14 protein-coding genes are annotated in these 17,151 nt (G+C 68.3%); 2 read left to right on the top strand and 12 right to left on the bottom strand.

Annotated elements, in window-relative coordinates:
* Nucleotides 1–12: 12 nt before the first annotated feature.
* Complete coding sequence (locus tag AC1IQ6_RS25260; protein ID WP_485865463.1) at nt 13–918, top strand: EamA family transporter; 906 nt, start codon at nt 13–15, stop codon at nt 916–918.
* Here AC1IQ6_RS25260 and AC1IQ6_RS25265 read toward each other — a convergent pair.
* From AC1IQ6_RS25265 to AC1IQ6_RS25320, 12 genes are all read right to left on the bottom strand, one after another.
* Nucleotides 915–1,490: a hypothetical protein gene (locus tag AC1IQ6_RS25265; protein WP_102775348.1), complete on the bottom strand. Its 576-nt coding sequence runs from the start codon at nt 1,488–1,490 to the stop codon at nt 915–917. The genes AC1IQ6_RS25260 and AC1IQ6_RS25265 overlap by 4 nt on opposite strands.
* 123 nt (nt 1,491–1,613) lie before the next feature.
* Entirely contained in the window at nt 1,614–2,399 is a 786-nt protein-coding gene (gene otnI / locus AC1IQ6_RS25270; protein ID WP_111826798.1) for a 2-oxo-tetronate isomerase, read from the bottom strand.
* A gap of 50 nt (nt 2,400–2,449) precedes the next feature.
* A complete protein-coding gene (locus AC1IQ6_RS25275; protein WP_485865464.1) occupies nt 2,450–4,525 on the bottom strand; it encodes a TonB-dependent receptor domain-containing protein in 2,076 nt (691 codons plus the stop codon).
* Nucleotides 4,526–4,650: 125 nt separating this feature from the next.
* Nucleotides 4,651–5,700 carry an ABC transporter substrate-binding protein gene (locus AC1IQ6_RS25280; protein WP_102775346.1) on the bottom strand — a complete coding sequence of 350 codons (1,050 nt, stop codon included), beginning with the start codon at nt 5,698–5,700 and terminating at the stop codon, nt 4,651–4,653.
* A 43-nt stretch (nt 5,701–5,743) separates the two neighbouring features.
* Nucleotides 5,744–6,718 carry a CobW family GTP-binding protein gene (locus tag AC1IQ6_RS25285; protein WP_479730590.1) on the bottom strand — a complete coding sequence of 325 codons (975 nt, stop codon included), beginning with the start codon at nt 6,716–6,718 and terminating at the stop codon, nt 5,744–5,746.
* A 1-nt stretch (nt 6,719) separates the two neighbouring features.
* Nucleotides 6,720–8,378 (bottom strand): amidohydrolase family protein, encoded by a 1,659-nt coding sequence (locus AC1IQ6_RS25290; RefSeq protein WP_209166529.1) that lies wholly within the window; start codon nt 8,376–8,378, stop codon nt 6,720–6,722.
* Between the two features lie 5 nt (nt 8,379–8,383).
* On the bottom strand, nt 8,384–9,631 hold the full coding sequence (locus AC1IQ6_RS25295) for a metal-dependent hydrolase family protein (RefSeq protein ID WP_111826801.1): 1,248 nt from the start codon (nt 9,629–9,631) through the stop codon (nt 8,384–8,386).
* Between the two features lie 26 nt (nt 9,632–9,657).
* Nucleotides 9,658–10,539: an ABC transporter permease gene (locus tag AC1IQ6_RS25300; protein WP_102775342.1), complete on the bottom strand. Its 882-nt coding sequence runs from the start codon at nt 10,537–10,539 to the stop codon at nt 9,658–9,660.
* Between the two features lie 8 nt (nt 10,540–10,547).
* Nucleotides 10,548–11,594, bottom strand: a complete 1,047-nt coding sequence (locus AC1IQ6_RS25305; protein WP_111826803.1) for an ABC transporter ATP-binding protein — start codon at nt 11,592–11,594, stop codon at nt 10,548–10,550.
* Between the two features lie 3 nt (nt 11,595–11,597).
* The gene (locus AC1IQ6_RS25310; protein ID WP_246842540.1) at nt 11,598–12,356 is read right to left on the bottom strand and encodes an ABC transporter permease; all 759 of its coding nucleotides are present in this window, start codon (nt 12,354–12,356) and stop codon (nt 11,598–11,600) included.
* Between the two features lie 323 nt (nt 12,357–12,679).
* The gene (locus tag AC1IQ6_RS25315; RefSeq protein WP_485865465.1) at nt 12,680–14,221 is read right to left on the bottom strand and encodes a hydantoinase/oxoprolinase N-terminal domain-containing protein; all 1,542 of its coding nucleotides are present in this window, start codon (nt 14,219–14,221) and stop codon (nt 12,680–12,682) included.
* A 9-nt stretch (nt 14,222–14,230) separates the two neighbouring features.
* Nucleotides 14,231–15,280 carry an S-methyl thiohydantoin desulfurase family protein gene (locus AC1IQ6_RS25320; protein WP_246842533.1) on the bottom strand — a complete coding sequence of 350 codons (1,050 nt, stop codon included), beginning with the start codon at nt 15,278–15,280 and terminating at the stop codon, nt 14,231–14,233.
* 290 nt (nt 15,281–15,570) lie between these two features.
* Here AC1IQ6_RS25320 and AC1IQ6_RS25325 point away from each other — a divergent pair, with 290 nt between their 5' ends.
* Nucleotides 15,571–17,151, top strand: coding sequence for an ABC transporter substrate-binding protein (locus AC1IQ6_RS25325; protein ID WP_485865466.1), 1,581 nt, complete (start codon nt 15,571–15,573; stop codon nt 17,149–17,151).

Genomic DNA, 17,151 nt, shown 5'->3' on the forward strand with positions numbered 1-17,151 from the left:
CCGCCTTTTTCCATGACCACCGCAACCTTGAACACCGGCCGCAACGCCTCCCCGTCCACCCTGCTGCCCACCCTCTCGCTGATCGGCGCGATGGCGTCGCTGTGCATCGGCACGTCCTTCGCCAAGTCGCTTTTCCCCCTGGTGGGCGCGCAGGGCACCACCGCCTACCGGATCGCCATCGGCGCGCTGATCCTGCTGGCGTTCTGGCGGCCGTGGCGCTTTCCGCTCACGCGCCGCGACGCCGGCAAGATCGCGCTGTACGGCGTGACGCTGGCCTGCCTGAACCTGCTGTTCTACATGGCGCTGCGCACGCTGCCGCTGGGCGTGGCGATCGCCATCGAATTCACCGGGCCGCTGACCCTGGCCGTGGCGCTGTCGCGGCGCGCCATCGACTTCGTCTGGATCGCCTGCGCGGCCGCCGGCCTGGTGCTGCTGATTCCCACGGGCCAGTCGGTGCACGACCTGGACCCCGTCGGCATCGCCTACGCGCTGGGCGCGGCGGTGTGCTGGGCGCTGTACATCATCTTCGGCAAGATGGCCGGCAACGTGCACGGCGGGCAGGCGACCTCGCTGGGCCTGACGGCGGCCGCGCTGGTGGCGCTGCCCATCGGCGCCGTGCATGCCGGCGCGGCCCTGCTCGACCCCAAGCTGATCCTGGCCGGCATCGCCGTCGGCATCCTGTCCAGCGCCCTGCCCTATTCGCTGGAAATGGTGGCGCTCAAGCGCCTGCCGCAAAAGACCTTCGGCGTGCTGCTCAGCATGGAGCCGGCCATGGGCGCGCTGGCCGGCGTGGTGGTGCTCAACGAGCACCCGGACAAGACGCAATGGCTGGCCATCGGCGGCATCATCGTGGCCTCGGCCGGCTGCGCGGCCACGGCCCGCCGCCAGAACGCGCGCCGGCGCCAAACCGGGTCTTAGCCGAAACCCACTTCCCGCTGGGGCGGCCGCAGCGGGTCGAAGTCTTCCCAATGGTTATTGCGCCAGCGGCCGTTGGCGTGTTCGACGTCGGCGCCGCCGGCGTCGCGCAGCACGCGGCAGGCCAGCAGCTCACGTTGCGGGCGCGCGCGCACCGCCACCATGACGCCGGCCTGGCGGATCTCGGCGTGCGCATCGGGATTGAAATAGCCGTGCTGGGTGCTGCCGTGGCCGGTCACCCACAGCGCGCCGAAAAGCGAGCCGAGATAGGCGCCCACGCCCGCGGCCGCCAGGATCAGCGGCGTGGAGTCGCTCAGCTCCGACATCACGAAGCCGCCGAACACCGCGAACCCCGCCCCCATGCCGCCGGCGCCCAGAAAGGCGCCCATGTCGGCGCGGCCCGCGTCCGGGTCCGAACGGCGGTCGCCGCCCAGCGGATAGCGGCCATGCTCGCCGGCCGGATTGACATAGAAGATGTTGACGTCCCAGTCTGGGAAACCGTTGGCGGACAGGCGCGCGGCCGCGGCCTGGGCCGCTTCGAAGCCCTCGAAGCGGGCAGCTACGATCAGAGACATGATAGGCTCCTCGCCCGGGCGCGCCGGGCAGGATCGACATGGCTTCATCGTACGCTTGCGCCGCCGGCGCGCACGCCGCCGTTACACCTTGCGCCGCCTGTTACGCATGCCGCGCCGCGCGCGTCAGGCGCGCGCGGCCGCCAGCCAGCGCAGGCCGGAGGACGTGGCGCCGGCCGGGCGGTATTCGCAGCCGATCCAGCCGTCGTAGCCCAGCTCGCGCAGCACCCCGAACACCCAGCCGTAGTCCAGTTCGCCGCGGTCCGGCTCCTGGCGCAGCGGCACGCCGGCGATCTGCAGATGGCCGACCCGCCCGGTGGGCAGGTACTGGCGCAGCCGGGCGGTGACGTCGCCTTCGACGATCTGGCAGTGGTAGAGGTCCATCTGCACTTTCAGGTTGGTCGCGTTGACGGCCTGGACCACGGCGTGCGCGTCTTCCTGGCGGTTCAGGAAATAACCGGGGATGTCGCGCGTGTTGATGGGTTCGATCAGCACGTTGACGCCGGCCGAACGCGCCTGGCGCGCGGCCCAGTCCAGGTTCTCCCGATAGCAGTCCAGCATGGCCTCGCGCGATGCGCCCTGCGGCGCCAGGCCCGCCATCACGTGCACGTTGGGGCAGGCCAGCGTCGTGGCGTAGGACAGGGCCAGCTCGATCCCGGCCTGGAACTCGTCCCGGCGTCCGGGCAAGGCGGCCAGGCCGCGCTCGCCGCGCCCGGCCACGCCCGGCGGCGCGTTGAACAGCACCTGGGCGACGCCGGCCGCGTCGATGCGTTCGCGCACCAGCGCGGCCGGCGCCTCGTACGGGAACATGCATTCCACCCCCGCGAAGCCGTCGGCCGCGGCGGCCTCATAGCGGTCCAGGAACGCGAGTTCCGGATACAGCATCGAGAGATTGGCGGCGAACTTCAGCATGGCGGACTCCGGACCGGGCGGCATGGCTGGAAAATAGCACAACGGCTGCCTCAGTATGTCATCCGCACGCCCAGCAGCACGCTGCGTCCGGGCAGCGGCGCCACCGAGGAAATGAAGGACGCATGGTTATAGGCCAGGCGGTTCAGCAGATTGGTGCCGCGCAGGTAGACCTCGTAACCCGCGCCGCCGTACTGGCCGCGGTAGGCCACCACCGCATTGACCATGTTGTAGCCGGGCGTGCTGTCTTCATAGGCCGCGATGTCCTTCTGCGCGAACACGCGCGCGTACTCCACGCCGCCCGACCACGGCCCCCATTTGACGTTGCCGCGCACGCCGGCGCGGGCCGCCGGAATCCGCGGCAGGTTGCCCTCGCCGCCGGTCAGCTTGCCGCGCACGTAGTCGCCGAACACGGCGGCCGAGAACACCGGGGTGAACTGGTGGCGCAGCTCGCCTTCCACGCCGGTGAATTCGGCGTCGCGCTGGGCGTACTCGATCAGGCGGAAGTCCTCGTAGCGGTCCAGCGTGTCGGCATAGATGTAGTTCTTCACCCGGTTGTGGAACACGCTGGCCGAGAACGTGGTGTCGCCGGTGTGCTTGCGCAGGGTCAGGTCGATGTTGTGCGAGGTCTCGCGGCCCAGGTCCGGGTTGCCCAGTTCATAGGTGTTGGTGGCCAGGTGCACGCCGTCGGCATAAAGCTCCTGCGCGCTGGGCAGGCGCTGCGAGCGCGACAGCGACAGCGCCAGCGAGTACTGCGGCGCGAAGTCCCAGATGGCCGCGGCCGAGAACGAGGTGCCCGACAGGCTGCTGCGGGGGTTGCCGTCCGCCGGCGAAATGCGCTGCCAGTCCTGGCGCGCGCCCAGCTCGAAACGCCAGTCGTTCAACTGGTATTCCTCCAGCACGAACAGGCCGTAGGAACGGGTCGTGCTGCGCGGCAGGAACGCCTCTTCGCCGTCGGCGCTGAAATCGCTGTAGGCGTTCTGCAACCCGACCACGCCGCGCCAGCCCGCCACCGGCTTGTGCTGCAGTTCCAGGCGCAGGTCGTAGCCCTTGTTCTTGAAGCGGGTGCCAACCTCGCCGCCTTCGATCTCGTCGTGCTGGTAGTCGGTCAGGCCGCCGCGCAGGCGGATTTTTTCAAAGCCCGCGAACGGATCCTGGTATTCGGCGCGCAGGTCCAGGCGGTTGCTGCGCAGCTTCACGTAGGGCACGTCGCCGTGCTCATGCTCGTGATCGTGATCGTGGCCGTCCTCCTCCTCGCCGTGATCATGGCCGCCGCAATGCAGGTGCGTGCCATGCGGGTGGCAGCCTTCGTATTCGTGGTTGTGCCCGGGCAGCCCATACTTGCTTTCCAGGTGCGTGAAAGCCAGGCCGACATAGCCGCGCGGCGTGATCCACGACATGCCGACCGAGCCCTGCGAGGATTCGCTGTACGAGCCTTCCAGCTTGCCGCCGGGCCAGTCCGGCACGTCGTAGTCACTGCTGCGCCGCTTCAGGCCCTCGACCCGCACGGCGAAATTGTCGGCTCCGGCCGTGATGCCGACCGCGCCCGACCGTTCGCGCGTGCCGGTGGCGCCGCGCAGCTCGGCCTCGGCTTCGACGCCGCGCTCGGGCACCGCGGTGGGGACTTTCTTGTCCACCACGTTGACCACCCCGCCGATGGCGCCGCCGCCATACAGCAGCGTGGCCGGGCCGCGCAGCACTTCGATGCGCTCGGCCAGCAGCGGCTCGACCGTCACGGCGTGGTCGGGAGAGATACTGGACGCGTCCATCACTTCGGAACCGTCGGACAGGACCTTCACGCGCGGCGCGGTCTGGCCGCGGATCACCGGACGGCTGGCGCCGGCCCCGAACGTGTCGCTATTGACCCCGGGCAGGTTTTTCAGGGTCTCGCCCAGCGTCCCGGTGCGCTGCTCGGTCAGCTCGCCGCCTTCCAGCACCGAGGCCGGCAGCGTGGTGCTGTTCAGGTCCAGGCCCAGCGGATTGGCCGACACCGTAATGGGCGCCAGCGTCGCCGCGCCCTCTTCCTGCGCCTGGGCCGCCGGCGCGGCCAGCATCAGCGCGCAGGCCAGCGGCGCCAGCCTGCCGCGAAACTCCCGTCCATGTTCCCGCCCTTGCTTTTTGCCACGCATGATGATCCTCTAAATGTTATATCATTACAAATGAGAATCGAATGATATAACATCTCAATCACTGCGGACAAAAAAAAGGCGCCCCCCGGCCTTGCGGGACGCCCTTTTGCGGCAAGCCGGCGCGCTCAGCCCGCCTTGAATTCCTTGTTCCAGAATTCCAGGATGTCGGCCTTCTTTTCGGTCAGGCCCTTCAGGTCGTAGGCGTGCAGCAGCTTGACCTCGGCGTCCGAGAAGCCCACGCGCTTGAGCGGCTCGGGCAGCGTGGCGTTGGTGACGGTGGGCGCATAGCCCATCTTCTCGGCGAACGCGATCTGGCCCTGCGGATCGAGCATGGCGTTCAGGTATGCCCAGGCCGCGTCCTTGTTGCGGCTGTTCTTGGCCACGGCGGCCTCGAACGCCACCGGCACCGAACCTTCCTTCGGGATCACGAAACCCAGCGGCAGGCCACTGTCGCGCCATTGCAGCGCGCGCGCCTTCCACATGCAGGCAATCGCAATCTCGCCCGACTTGAAGGCCGCCGCCACCGCCTCGTTGGACGGATAGATCCGCGGCGCGTTGGGCTTGAGCTTGGCCAGGAAGCGCTTGCCGCCTTCGAAGCTCTTGGTGTCGCCGCCCGCGCCCAGGCCGACGAACACGGCGTTGTACAGGTACAGGATGTCCGAGAAGCCCACCTGCCCCTTCCATTTCGGGTCCAGCAGCACCTCCAGCGAATCCGGCGGAGTAGGGAATTTTTCGGTGTTGTAGACCAGCGTCATCGCGCTGAAGATGTGCGGGATAGAATACGGCGTTTTCAACGCGCCGATGGCGTGCGCCAGGTTGGGCAGCTTGGCGGTGTCCAGCGGCGCCAGCGCGCCCGAACGCTCGGCGTCGTACATGTCCACTTCGCCCAGCAGCGCCACGTCCATGCTGCCGCGGCGCGAATTCTTTTCGGCGCGCAGCTTGGTCACGCGGCCCACGGCGTTGCCGGTGTCGTACACCACGTTCACGCCGTCCTTGCCGACGATGGGATTGATGATTTGCTGCAGCAGGTTCTGGTAGTCGCCGCCCCAGGTCCCCACGACGATTTCCTTGCCTGCGGCTTGCGCCATGCCCGGCACCCAGCCCAGGGCGGGAGCCAGCGCCAGGCCGGAGGCCGTCTTGATGAAGCCACGGCGAGTCAGGTTTTTGTCTTGCATAACGACCTCGTATCGAAGAGAACTGACGGTTTACTGCGAAAAATCAGGCAAGCATCTCCACCGGCGCGGCGGGCGCCCAGGCCCGGATCGCCTCGGCGTCGATGTCGCGGGCGATGACGATGATGGCGTCGCGCGCGTCGGGTTGGCGCGTCAGGCGCTGCGGCGCGCTGAAGGTGGCGCCGACCGACTGGATCAGGATGGGCTCGGCGCAGTCGCTGACCCGCACCACGGCCTTGACGCGCAGCAGGCGCTCGCCGCAAAAGCCGGCCAGGTCGTCCAGCCATTCCGAAAAGTCCGTCCAGCTGATGCCGGCGCGGGCGCGCGCCGCCATGACGCGGATGCGCGGATGCGCCGCCGCCGCGCCGCCGGCGGCCAGCATGTGCGCGGCCAGCGCGGCCAGATCGGCCGTGCCCTGCGCAGGCGCGAACGCCGCCGCCACGGCGCGCTCGCGGTCCGGCTCGGCGATGACCGCGGCCAGCGGATTGAGCGCGGCGGCGCGCGCCGCGCGTTGGGCAAGGGCCGCCGCGGGCAGCAGATCGGTCTTGGTCAGCACGATGCGATGGGCCGCGCCGAACTGCGCCATGGCCTCGTCCATTTCGGCCAGCGCATCGGGATCGCGTCCGCAGTCGTCGGTGCAGACCACTGTCAGCCGCAGGCCGCGCCTGGCCAGCTCCGGATCGGCCAGCGACGCGATCACCGGCCCGGGGCGCGACAGGCCGCTGCACTCCAGGATGACGCGCTTGAGCGGCCCGGCGCCGGACGGGCGCGGCGCGTCCAGCAGCGCGCTCAGCGTATGGACCAGGTCGCTGCGCAGCGAGCAGCAGACGCAGCCGTTGGCCAGCAGGGTCATCGGCACGCTGTCGCTGTCGTTGGCGACGATGGCCCCGTCCACGCCGACCTCGCCCGCCTCGTTGACGATCACGCCGGTATCGGCCGCGCCGGTGCGCAGGTAGTCCACCAGCAGCGTGGTCTTGCCGCTGCCCAGGAACCCGCAAAGCAGGAACAGATCGACCGCCATGTCAGGGCGCCGCCTGTCCGTCGTCGCACGGCGAACCGGCGGGCGAGCCGCCCAAGGGCGGACGTTCGCCGTCCGGATCGCCCGCCCAGCTGTCGCGCACCATGTCGCGCACGTCGGCCAGCAGTTCGGCCGTGTCGTACACCACGCCGGACTTGATCGTGGTCTCCAGGCAGCGCTGCCATTCGACCTGCGCGGTCTCGTCGTTCAGGCGCATGGCGCCGGTGCCGAACAGCAGCTTGAAGTCGGTCAGCGGATTCTGGTTGTGGATCAGCAGGTCGGCGCGCTTCTGCACGTCGATGGAGCCGGTGTCGTCGTCGATGCCCAGCAGCGCCGCGCTCTGCGAGGTGGCGGCGCGCAGCACTTCGATGGGATGAAAGCCCGCTTCCTGCAGCAGTTCCAGTTCGCGGATGAAGCCGAAGCCGTAGATCTGGTAGATGAAGCCCGAGTCGCTGCCGGCGCACACGCGCCCGCCCTGGTTCTTGTACTCGTTGATGAACTGCATCCACAGGCGGTAGTTCTGCTTCCACTCGATCTCGTTGGTGGTGCTCCAGCGGTACCAGTAGGCGCCGTGCCCGCCGCGCTGCGGCTGGAAGTATTTCCACACCGCCTTCCAGGTGTACTGGTCGTGCCAGTCGGCGCGGCGCGCGCGCATCAGGTCGCGGTTGGCGTCGTAGATGTTGAAGGTGGGCACGAAGGTGTGGCCCAGTTCCAGGAAACTGTCCATGACCTCGCGCCATTTTGCCGAACCCGGCTGGGCGGCCTGCATGAAGGTCTGCCCGGCGGCGGCGAAGCGGTAGTACTCGTCGCTGTAGTTGTAGTCGGTGGGAAACGACTGCACCACGCGGTCCTCGAACAAGGCCTCGGGCAGGCCGTAGTAGTGCTCGGAACTGGTCAGGCCCCAGCGCGCCGACTTCAGCGCGTTGACGCGGGTGACGGCCATCTGCGCATGGTGGCAGCCCGAGCGCAGGCCCAGCTGCGCCGCCTCGTCCAGCGCGGCCTGCATGATGGCCGGCGGCGCGCCGAAGAACTTGATGCCGTCGGCGCCGCGCGCGGCCAGCTTGCGCACCCACTCGCGCCCCTGCTCAGGCGTGTGGATGGTCTTGACCCGGTCGTTGACCGCGGGGAACACCGAATGCACGATCATGCGCGGCGCGGCGATCTTGTTGGCCGCCGACAGCTCGCGCTGCTCCAGCGTCCAGCCCAGCCCGCCCATGGCGCCCATTTCCCGCACCGTGGTCACGCCGTGCGCCAGCCACAGCCGGTAGATGTAGTCGGCCGGCGGCACGATGCCGCTCATGGCGTGGTACGGCGTGCCGATGTGCGCGTGCGCATCCACGAAACCCGGCGTGACGAACTTGCCGTGGCAGTCGATCTCGTGGTCGCCCGGGCCGGGACGCCGCTTGGGGTCGATGGGTTTGTGCGGCGTGCCCACGTTGACCAGCGCCGTGATCCGCTCGTTCTCGATCACGATGTCCACCGGGCCCCAGGGCGGCGCGCCGGTGCCGTCGATCACGGTGGCGCCGCGCAGGATCAGGCGCGGAAACGGGCCCAGCCCGCGGTCGCGCGGCGCCGGCGCCGAAGGCGGATGCCAGCCCTTGGCGGCGTTGACGTCGCGCGACTCTTCGCCGACTTCGGATTGCAGTTGCGTGGGATCGCTCATGGCGCCTATGCCCCCAGTCCGTCGTGTTCGATGACGCCGCCCTTCATGATGAGCGCGAGGTGTTCGCCCTGGCCCAGCAGGCAGGAAAGGTCGCGGTACGGATTGCCGTCGACCAGCAGCACGTCGGCCAGCGCGCCGGCCTGGATGCGCCCCAGCTGCCCCACTTGGTTGAGCACCTCGGCGGCGGTGGTGGTGGCGGACTGGATCACTTCCTGCGGCGTCAGCACCTCGGCGCGGATGCGGAACTCGTCGCTCTGCAGGCGCTGCGACGGCCCCAGCAGGTCCGAGCCGAAGCCGATTTTCACGCCGGCCTTCTTGTAGATTTCCAGCGAATGCAGGCCCGCGGTGCGCACGGTGGCGATCTTGGCCACCGAGTCCGGCGGCAGGCCGTAGTCGGCGCCCTCGTTGGCCAGCGCTTCGTAGGTGACCAGCGTGGGCACGACGAAGGCGCCGCGCTCGGCCATGTAGCGCGCCACCCGTTCGTCGACCAGGTTGCCGTGCTCGATGGTGCGCACGCCGTTGCGCACGGCGCGCTCGATGGCGTCGGCCGTGTAGGAGTGCGCCATCACATAGGTCTGGCGGCCGGCCGCCTCCTCGACGATCACGCGGATTTCATCTTCCGAATAGCCGTAGGACGCGATCGGGTCGGTCGGCGAGGCCACGCCGCCGGAGGCCATCATCTTGATCTGGTCGGCGCCCATCTGCAGTTCCTGGCGCACCGCCTTGCGCACATCGTCGATGCCGTCGGCCACGCGGCCGATGTCGCCGGCGCGGAAGCAGCAGCCGCAGAAGCTCATGGGGCGCAGATGGTCGGAGCGCGGCCGCGGGTCGCCGTGGCCGCCGGTCTGGCTGATGGCGCGGCCCGAGATGAACAGGCGCGGCCCCTGGACCGTGCCTTCGTTGACGGCGCACTTCAGGCCCCAGCCCGCGCCGCCCGCGTCGCGCACGGTGGTGAAGCCGCGGCGCAGCATCGCGGCCATGATGGGCACGGCGCGCATCATCACCAGCGCGTCGGGCAGCACGCCCTGGGCGCTGAGGTTGAGCTGCGTGGCCATCACGTGCGCGTGCAGGTCGATCAGCCCCGGCATGAGCGTGCGGCCGGCGGCGTCGATCACGCGCGCCGACGCCGCCGCGATCGGCCGGTCGGAGACTTCCTTGATGACGCCGTCCTCGACCAGCACGTGCTGGCCTTCCAGCAATTCCGCCTGCAAGGGATCGAGCAGGTTCGCGTTCTTGAACAGTACAGAAGCCATGAGGAATTCCTTGTGTGGCGCCGGACTCAGGACGCCATGGTCTTGAGGTAGCGGCGATGGATCAGCCAGTTGGAAATCAGGGCGATGACGAGGGTGCCGCAGACCAGCACCACGGCCAGCGCGGCGCCGAACGGCCAGTTCGAGGCCTTGGTGATCTGGTCGTACAGCGCCGGCGCCATCATGGTCAGGCCGGAGCCGCCCAGCAGCACCGGCGTGGCATAGGCGTTCATGCACAGGATGAACACCAGCATGGTGCCGGCCGCCACGCCGGGCGCGGCGATCGGCAGCACGATGCGGCGCAGCGTGGTGAAAAAGCTGGCGCCCACGTTGCGCGCGGCCTCTTCCACCGACAGGTCCATGCCTTCGAGCACGCTTTGCAGCGTCAGGATCAGGTACGGCATGACCACGGCGGTGGTGCCGATCACCACGGCCGTGGGCGTGTACATCATGGTCAGCGGCCCGTCGATCAGGCCCATTGCCTGCAGCACGGCGTTCACCACCCCGGCGTTGCCCAGCGCCACCATCCAGCCGGCGGCGCGCACCACGTTGCCCACCATCAGCGGAAACACCAGCAGGATCACGAACAGGCTCTTGTAGCGGCTTTGCGTGCGCGCCAGGAAATACGCCACCGGAAAGCCCAGCACCAGCGCCAGCACGGTGCACAGCCCGGCGATGCCCAGCGTCGTCAGGAATACGTCGCGGTAGTAGGGGTCGCCGAAGAACTTGGCGTAGTTGTCGAAGGTGAAGGCGGACTGCATCAGCTCCGCGGGATCGAAACGGTTGAAGCTGTAGCGCGCCAGCTGCAGGATGGGCACCATGATGATGGCCAGCACCACCAGCGAGGCCGGAAACGCCAGCCCCGGCCCCAGCCAGCCCCGGCGGGGCCCGTTCTGCGTCGCGGTCGTCATGGCGGCTCCTATTGCGTGAACGCCACGCAGTCGTCCGGCTCGAAGCACGCGTAGACGCGCTCGCCGGCCGCCGGCTGCGCCTGGCGCGCGCCGGCGTTGACGACCTGGCTGAGCATGCGCTCGCCGCCTTCCAGCTGCACCCGCACCTCCAGCACCGAACCCAGGTACAGCGAGGACTCGACCACGCCCGCCAGTGCGTTGCCGCCGGCCGGCTGCGCGCGCAGGCTCACGCGCTCGGGGCGCACGCCCAGGTGCGTGGCGCCGGCGCCGCCGGGAGCCGCGATGCGCTGGCCGGCGTCGGTCTGGAAGACGTTGCCGGCTTCGCCGCGCCCCTTGAACACATTCATCTTGCCCAGGAAATCGGCCACGAACAGATTGGCCGGCCGCTCGTACAGCGTGTCCGGCGAGCCGACCTGCTGCACGATGCCGTCGTGCATGATGGCCATGCGGTCGGCGATCGCCAGCGCCTCTTCCTGGTCGTGCGTGACGAATACCGTGGTCAGGCCCAGGCGCTGCTGCAGCGCGCGGATCTCCTCGCGCACTTCCACGCGCAGCTTGGCGTCCAGGTTGGACAAGGGCTCGTCGAGCAGGAACACCTTGGGCTCGATGGCCAGCGCGCGCGCGATCGCGACGCGCTGCTGCTGCCCGCCGGAGAGCTGGCGCGGATAACGCTCGCGCAGCTCGCTCATGCGCACCATGTCCAGCACGCGCCTGATCCTGGCGTCGCGGTCGGCCTTGGGAACCTTGTGCATCTCCAGCCCGAAGGCCACGTTCTCGGCCACCGTCATGTGCGGAAACAGCGCATAGCGCTGGAACACCATGCCCGTGTCGCGCTTGTGCACCGGCAGGCGCGTCACGTCGGTGTCGCCGATGCGGATGCGTCCGGCCGTGGGCGCGATGAAGCCGGCGATCATGCGCAGCGTGGTGGTCTTGCCGCAGCCGCTGGGGCCCAGGAACGCCACCAGTTCGCCGTCGCCGATCTCCAGCGAGAAATCGGATACCGCCACCGCCTGCCCGAACTGCTTGCGGATGTTTTCGATAGAGACCTTCGCCATCTTCTATACCACCTGACTGAGTTTCACGTAGCGGTCGGTCACTAGCATGATGATGCCCAACAGCAGAATCTGCACCGAGGCCACCGCGGCGATGGTCGGGTCCAGGTTGAATTCGAGGTACTGCATGATCGCGATCGGCAAGGTGGTGCGGCCGGGGCCGACCAACGACAGCGACAGCTCCAGGTTCTCGAACGACACCACGAAGCTGAACAGCGCCGCGGCCACGATGGACGGGCGCAGCATGGGCAGCGTGACCCGCATGAACGCGACCGGCGCGCTGGCGCCCAGGTTGCGCGCGGCCTCTTCGATGGAGCCGTCCAGGCCAGCCATGCCGGCCGTGACCAGCCGGACCGTCCACGGAATGGTGAGGCAGATGTGCGCGATCACCAGCCCGCCGAAGGTGCCGATGATGTCCTGGTCCAGCGCTTCTTCGGCGCGCAGATAGAACAGGTAGATGCCCACGCCGGCCACGATGCCGGGAATCAGCAGCGGCGACAGCAGCAGGGTGTTGATGCTCTTGCTGCCGCTGAAGCGGTAGCGCGCGATGCCGACCGCGGCCAGCACGCCCAGGGCCACGCCGATGGCGGCCGCCACCAGCGAGACCTGCAGGCTGAAGATGAAGCCGTTGGCGAAAGCCGGGTTTTCCCAGGCCTTCACGTACCAGGACAGCGTATAGCCCGACGGCGGGAAGTAGAGAATGGCGTCCTTGAAGAAGCTCAGCCAGACCACCAGCACGATGGGGCTGAGCATGAACGCGTACATGAGCACGACGAAGACGCGATGCAACCACGTCGCCCACGGAATCACCCGCAGGGTCCGGTCCCGGACGGCCGTGGCGGCCGAGTTCAAAGGAGGCGCGTTATGCAAATCCCTGGTTCCTTGTCAGCAGCAGCCGGCTAGTATCCTGGGTAGAAACCTGCGGTATCTACGGTTAACCAGAGCATATCGACGGGTTGCTGCGCGGCTCAACTAGGGATAACCCATTATTGCGAGCCTCTTGCATGCGCGCGGCGGCGCGCCCGCCGCGCGCGGGTGCAACCCGACGCCGGAAATGGCGGCAGCAGGTGCAACCCAGGTTCCCGTGCCTAGTGCGCGCGGCCGGCGATCTCGCCCACCACGCGGACCCGCGCCCGGACGGCGTTGCCCGGCAGGTAGGCCAGCGGAATGTCTTCCTGTTCGATCACGCTGATCGTGGCGGGGTCCGCGCCGGCGGCCACGGCGCGCTCGACCGCGATGCCGCGCGCGCGCTCCAGCAGTTCCTCGCGGCCCAGGTTGGTGAAGATCTGGTCGACCTCGCCCGAGACCTGCGCGATGGCCGCGCCCACTGCGTTGGCCACGGCGTGGTTCTCGACGCGCACCACTTCGGAAAAGCCCGCGACCCGATCCGGGATCAGCACCGAGCCGCCGCCCACCGCGATCAGCGGCACCTCGCGCGCGTCGCTTTTCATGCGGTCGCAGGCTTCGGAAATGGCGTCGTGCATGCGCGCCAGCGCGCCGCGCACCATCGCCGGGTCCAGATGCGCCACGCGGGAACGGTCGCCGATGTCCGCCAGGCCCGCGGCAACCGCGATGTCGGTGCAGGTGAGCTGCGTGCCGCCGAACACCAGCGCCTCTTCGAGCAGGCGGTGGCCGACGCTGACCGGGCCGACCCGCAGCGTCTGCGGGTCCACCAGCGTGCCGCCGCCCACGCCGATGGACAGCAGGTCGGGCATGCGGAACGCGGTGCGCACCCCGCCCACTTCCACCATGTTGTTGGCCTGGCGCGGAAAGCCGTTGTGCACATAACCCACGTCGGCCGTGGTGCCGCCCACGTCGCAGACCACGGCGTCGTTGATGGAGGCCAGGAACACGGCCCCGCGCATGGAGTTGGTGGGGCCGGACGCGAAGGAATGCACGGGAAAATCGCGCGCGTTCTCGGCCAGCGTGACCGTGCCGTCGTTCTGCGTCAGAAAGAGCGGCGCGCGGATGCCGCTGTCGGCAAGCGCCTGCACGAAGGCGTCGGTGGTCTTGTGCGCCAGGTCGATCAGCGTGGCGTTCAACAGCGCCACGTTCTCGCGGCCCAGCAGGCCGATGCGGCCCAGCTGGTGCGAATAGGTGATGCGGCAATCGGGATGCTCCTGCAGCAGGATCTCGCCGGCGCGCAGTTCGGCCGCGCCGATCAGCGGCGAGAACACGCCGCTGACCGCCACCGTGGAAATGCCCGAGGCGCGGATGGCGCGCGCGGCGTCGCGCACCGCGCGTTCGTCCAGCGGCATCAGTTCGCGGCCGTCGAATTCATGGCCGCCCTGCACCAGGTAGGTGCCGCCGTTGACCTTCTGCGCGAGGTCCTCCGGCCAGTCGCAGAACGGCAGCAGCGAGGCAGCGGCCGGCAGGCACACGCGCAGCGCGGCGGCCGGCTCCAGGTCGCGCCGCTGCACCACGGCGTTGGTGAAATGGGTGGTGCCTATCATCACCGCGTCGGGCTCGCCGGCCTGCGGGCAGGCCTGGATCAGCGCGGCCAGCGCGCGCCGCACGCCGCTGGTGACGTCAGCGGTGGTGGGCGACTTGACCGCGCCCAGCACCTTGTTGTCCTGCACGAATACGGCGTCCGTGTTGGTGCCGCCTACGTCTATGCCTATGTGTTTCATGTGAGGGCTCTATGCGAAGACCGAGCGATAGTCGAAGTCGAAACCGAAGGCGCGCGGACCGACCAGCTCCAGGCCGCGCGGCGTGGTGAAAACGGCAGGCGCGGGCAGCGCCAGCACGCTCACGCGCTGGCCGAAGCGCAGCACGTCGGTGCCGATGCCGTCGCCGCTGACCGAGTCCAGCACGCAGATCAGGTCGGGCGTCATGACCTCGGGCACGCCGTCTCGCTCGCCCACCGAGAATTCGTTCTGGAAGTGCAGCGTGTAGCGCGAGCCGCGGTCCTCGCCCAGCCCTTCCAGCACCGCGCGGCCGCGCAGAAAGCCGGCCGTGGTGCGGCGTTCCACGTCGATGACCTTGCCGCTGAACATGCGCTTGCCGGCCGTCTCCTGCAGCACGGCGCCGATCACGTCGGCATGCTGGCGGCGCGCGCGCAGCACCACTTCGCCCAGGCGGATGGCCTTGCTGACGGTGTAGAGAATGCCGTGGTCCTTGACCTCGCTGCCGCGGCGCGGCGTCTTGCAGGTCGCCGCCGTGGAGCCCATTTCGACCACCACCTTGCGGCTCAGGCGCTCGACCCAGGTGGCCGAGGCCGCGCGGGTGACGATGACTTCGTTGTCGCGGATGTCGGCCACCGCCAGCGGATACATGGGCAAGTCGTTGGCGGCGAAGCTCGTCATCTGGGCTTCGGGATAGGCCCGGCCCATGCTGTCGGCGTCGACCACCGGCAGGCCGGTCAGGGCCGCCACCATGAAGGGCTGCAGGCCGTTGCCGCCGCCGATCTCCAAGGCCATCACGGCGCGAAAGCGCGCGCCGCAATACTCCTCCATCATGCGCACCGGCTTGACCGCGAAATGCGGATCGGCCAGGCGTTCCTGACCGACCAGCGGCGCGCCCATGCCCGACACCACCGCCACGCGGTCTTCGTCTTCCAGGTACATGGGGTCCAGCAGCGAAACGCTGTAGCCCTTCTTGTACAGCTGGCGCATGTTCAACAGTTTCTGGTAGGGATCGCCGCCGCCGCCGGTGCCCAGAATCCAGGCGCCCACGGCCAGGGCTTCCATCTCTTCGGCGGAAACGACGCGCGTTCCGGTGTTCGTGCTTGCGGCTACAGATAGCATGGTTCGATGAAGTCAGAAGTGAGCCGGAATGGGAAACAAACCTTACTTCGCTGCGAATACGGCGGGCAAATTGAATATGCGCATGTCTCGCATAGACCCAAATCATGCGCCTGCATGTGTTGAACCTATGTGCCGCATTCTTCGTATTTATTTGCCGTGGCCTGATGCATCTGCAAATATCGGGCCACGGCCTCCGGCACCGACCGGCAAGCGATATACAAGGGGAAACACCAATGCGGCAACGCCTCAGCACCTTTCTTCTGGCAGCGACCATCGCCTGCGCGCCGATGGCCTCGCATGCGTTCGAAACCTCCAACGGCAAGCGCATCCTCGTCATCGGAGGCCAGCAGGCCGTCTCCGTGATGGACCCGGCGCAGAAATACGACCTGTCCATCCGCACCATCCAGCAGGCCACCTACGACGCGCTGCTCAAGTACGAAGGCGATCCGCCCGAACTCAAGCCCTGGCTCGCGACCTCGTGGTCGTCCAACGCCGACGCCTCGGAATGGACCTTCAAGCTCGACCCGCGCGCCCGCTTCCAGAACGGCGACCCCGTCGACGCCGCCGCCGTGAAGGCCTCGTTCGAGCGCACGCTCAAGCTGAACAAGGGACCGGCCTGGATGTACGCGGACTTCCTCAAGCCCGAGAACATCGTGGTGGACGACCCGCAGACCATCCGCTTCAAGCTCACGCGCCCCTACGCCGCGTTCCTGGGTCTGATGCCGTGGTGGTACATCGTCAACGTCAAGCAGGCGATGGAACACGAACAGAACGGCGACTACGGCCAGCAATGGCTGACCGAACACACGGCCGGCTCCGGCCCGTTCCGCGTCAAGCGCGTGGAGCCGAACTCCCTGTACGAGCTGGAAACCTGGAACGACTACTGGAAGGGCTGGTCGCAGCCCGAGAAGGCGCGCCTGGGCGGCATCATCTACCGCGTCATCACCGAGAACTCCAGCCGCCGCGCGGCGCTGGCGCGCGGCGAGATCGACATCGCCGCCAGCCTCTCGCCCGAGGACATCGACCAGCTCTCTTCGGTCAAGGGCGTGAAGATCGGACGCAAGCCCGGCATGGGCGGATTCGGCCTGAAGTTCAACACCCAGGGCAAGTACATGTCGGACCTGAACCTGCGCCGCGCGCTGGCCTACGCGTTCGACTACGAATCGCTGCTGAAGATCTACAACGGCAAGGCGCGCCTGATGGAAAGCCCGTTCTCGCCGTCGGTGCAGGGATACATGGCGATGCCGGAGATGCCGCGCCGCGACATGGAGCGCGCGCGCCAGTACCTGGCCAAATCGAAATGGCCGCAGGGCGGCATCGAACTGGAATACGTGTACGTGCAGGGCCTGGAGGAAGAACGCCAGATGGGCCTGCTGCTGATCGACAACCTCAAGCCGCTGGGCATCGGCGTGCGCATGGTGCCGCTGACCTGGCCCAACATGGTGGCGCGCGGCGCCAAGGCCGATACCTCGCCCGACATCTTCGCCTCGTTCACCTCGGTCATGTCGATCGATCCCGATTCGGTCGCCTACATGTACCACAAGGGTTCCTGGGGCCAGTACTACGGCACGCACTTCCTGAACGATCCGGAACTGTTCGCGCTGATCGAACGCGCCCGCACGCTGTCCGCCTGGTCCGAGCGCAAGCCGCTGTACGAAGACATCCAGCGCCGCATCGTGGCCGCCCAGCCCGAGATCTTCGGCATGATCCGCGACCGCACCACGGCCTCGCGCGATTACGTGCAGGGCCTGGTGGACTCGCCGATCCGCATGGCCAGCGAATTCGACCTGTATCCGCTGTACATCGGCCGCTAG

Source organism: Achromobacter sp. MUI-25009338 (genome assembly GCF_057359325.1).